At 37.4% G+C, this 2,812-nt stretch carries 4 protein-coding genes; all 4 read right to left on the reverse strand.

The window, feature by feature from the left end:
• Positions 1–187: 187 nt before the first annotated feature.
• The 4 genes from R7R78_RS23740 to R7R78_RS23760 all read right to left on the reverse strand — a co-directional run bounded on the left by R7R78_RS23740 (position 188) and on the right by R7R78_RS23760 (position 2,655).
• Positions 188–574, reverse strand: coding sequence for a hypothetical protein (locus tag R7R78_RS23740; RefSeq protein WP_225474337.1), 387 nt, complete (start codon positions 572–574; stop codon positions 188–190).
• Positions 575–714: 140 nt separating this feature from the next.
• The gene (locus R7R78_RS23745; protein ID WP_225474338.1) at positions 715–1,299 is read right to left on the reverse strand and encodes a hypothetical protein; all 585 of its coding nucleotides are present in this window, start codon (positions 1,297–1,299) and stop codon (positions 715–717) included.
• A gap of 205 nt (positions 1,300–1,504) precedes the next feature.
• Positions 1,505–1,954 carry a metal ABC transporter ATPase gene (locus R7R78_RS23755; protein ID WP_225474339.1) on the reverse strand — a complete coding sequence of 150 codons (450 nt, stop codon included), beginning with the start codon at positions 1,952–1,954 and terminating at the stop codon, positions 1,505–1,507.
• Between the two features lie 188 nt (positions 1,955–2,142).
• Positions 2,143–2,655, reverse strand: a complete 513-nt coding sequence (locus R7R78_RS23760; RefSeq protein WP_045600897.1) for a hypothetical protein — start codon at positions 2,653–2,655, stop codon at positions 2,143–2,145.
• Positions 2,656–2,812 lie beyond the last annotated feature (157 nt).

Raw genomic sequence — 2,812 nt, forward strand, 5'->3', positions numbered from 1 at the left:
GTACTGATTGAGCATCACTCGGTCTTACTTCCCTGATTTGCATAAAACTTCCTGTTTCCACCTGAGCACCTAACGCCCTGTTAAGGTGTGAGCAACGCAATACCGAAGCTTCCGCATACCACCTTAACCACTAAAACCACCGCATAGTAAAAATGCCACGCGTTGCGAATCACTCTTAAACAGTTTGTTATGTACGTACTTTACTCAGTATCAGATACTTCTCGGCACATTCAGAGAACAAAGTATATGGATTCATACTATTCCCATAGTTTTGAAACAATAGCTCCCCACTTTCTATCCGAGCACTTACCTCTCGCTTTGTAAGTCCACTCGCTTCAGACGCAGTTAACCCCTCAAAAATCACGTATTGCTCATCTAGTATATATTCTCCACTTAATAGACGTTTTTCGAACTTGACCTCAAAGTAGTTTCTACCCTGTTTTTCAAACAGCTTAACTTCTAAGTTACAAGATAACTTGTCGCTATTCAGATAAGTTCCAATAAGTCCGTCGTTAGGTTCAGCAAGTACAGATGTCGATAAAAGCCCCAAGAGAAGATAGCTTACTTTCTTCACATTACCTCCTAGTACATAACGCCCAATTAAGGTGTGAGGTACGCAATACCGATGCCACCGCATACCACCTTAATCACTAAAACCAACGCATAATAAAATGCCACGCGTGCCGAATCACTCTTAAATTGTTTGTTAGACCACTACTTGATAACTGACGCTTCATTCAGAGAAAATGAACTTCCATCAACAGAAAATGCACCAAAATTTGATACTACAGCATAGTCATCTAATCTAGATGCAAGAGCTCCCATGTACTTAACTTTATAGCCTACACCACTTCTATCAATAAGAGATATTTCAACGCCTGCACGGATATATGGATAACTTGCTTTTTCTGTTCTTTCTTTATTTTTAAAGTCTTCGAGGAAATCTTTATGAAATTCTTCTTTAAAGCGAATAACTTTTTCTTCACCCGGTTTCAAAACGATCGGCTCTAACTTATCATTCTTCCCCAGGCTAGAATGAAAATATGATTTGTAATCATCAGTAAACACTAGCTTTTGTCCAAGTATTACTTCGTCAACATTACCATCATTGATGTATGCAATATCTACTAATACTCTTCCGTTTTCCTTAGTTTCTATTTGAACTACAGAACCCACCAAATCACGATCCGTAATAAAGTTAGGGTAAACAAAAGTACTGCCCGCAAAAAATGCAGAGGCTGATGCAATCACAATAGAAACAATAGATAGATAACGACCACTATCTTTGTTTTTTTGCATCTTCTACTTCTATATCTTTGTAAACTCATACAAACACCATGATTAAAATTTGAACCCTGTGGGCTAACGCCCTGTTAAGGGGTGAGCAACGCAATACCAAAGTCGCCGCATACCACCTTAAACACCAAAACCAACGCATAGTAAAAATGCCACGCGTTGCGAATCCCTCTTGAACAGTTTGTTATATGCAATTTTCTGGTGCTTACTAAATCGGCTTAATCCTTAACTTAAATGATCCGATTTGCTCGACTTGCGATGGCACAAACCCACATTTGATTTCAAGATAAGAGGTTTCTTTTGGCTGCATAATGAAGATTTCATTTTCACCGATACAATTACCAATAAAATTACCATTCACATCGAACGCAGATGCTAAAACCTCACGAGAATATAACGCTTCTTCCGTCAGGTTTTCCTGTACGACAGCCAAACGCACATCGCCCCCATCTTTGAAGACATTTTCTAATGTTAAACCATAGGCAGTTTTGAAATCTGCCAAATACTCAATTGCTTTATCATCTATTTCTTTGTCTTCAAGAATATTTTCGAGCGACGGTTCAACGAACTTGGTATAAACCAACCCACTCAGAATGAGTGCAACTGAGAAGCCAATTCCCCAGGAAAAACCAGTTAAGATGTTATTAAGTCCTTTCATAAATATTCCAATCCATTGCATATAACGCCCTGCTAAGGGGTGAACAACGCAATACCGTAGCCGCTGCATACCATCTTAGTCACTAAAATCCACGCATAGTAAAAATGACACGCGTTGTGAATCCCTCTTGAGCAGTTTGTTATGTATTTTGGTTGCACAAATTTAATAGCAAACTTTATACAGATAATTTAATAATATTTCCTTAGAAACCTAAAGATTAGAGACAGTAAAACAAATGCCATAAGACTTAAGTAAACACTCCATTTAACTTGCTCAGCATTAGATTTATTTATCTTATTAAGACCATCAGAACTAGAAAGAAGAACTTCATCTCCCGCCTTAACGTAAACAGTATAATAAATATTATCTACATGCGTTCTAACTAGCCCAACACTTAGATTTTCTGTATCTTTGTGCGAACCATATCCTAGGGAATAGTTATTATTTATTAAGTTAAAGTCATACCCTTGAACTTTAATATCGCACTTGTATTTTTTATCAAAAATAATTTCATAAGATAATCCACGACCAGCTGTACCATGCTTACCTGTTACCTCAGCTTTATGGTATAACACATCGTTATCAGTGTATGGCCCCTCAATAACTCTATTTTCTACAACACATATCGACATAATAAAAATGGCTATGATAACTCCAGGAGCATAATATGACCCACAAATTTTCTTAATAATACGAATCATGCTTTTACTCGTTTCTAGTTGCTTTAACAGTAGCTCCAACGTTAATTAGTCAGTTATCACTAAACCACTGATTAAAATACATAACGCCTTGTTAAGGGGTGAGCAACGCAATACTGAAGCCGCTGCATACCGCCGTAATCATCAAAAAACAACGCAT

The sequence above is a fragment of the Vibrio sp. 2134-1 genome (assembly GCF_033339495.1).

Excerpts from the sequence above, each read along its gene's own strand:
- R7R78_RS23760 (WP_045600897.1), bottom strand. The coding sequence starts at position 2,655 with ATGATTCGTATTATTAAGAAAATTTGTGGGTCATATTATGCTCCTGGA.
- R7R78_RS23755 (WP_225474339.1), bottom strand. The coding sequence starts at position 1,954 with ATGAAAGGACTTAATAACATCTTAACTGGTTTTTCCTGGGGAATTGGC.
- R7R78_RS23745 (WP_225474338.1), bottom strand. The coding sequence starts at position 1,299 with ATGCAAAAAAACAAAGATAGTGGTCGTTATCTATCTATTGTTTCTATT.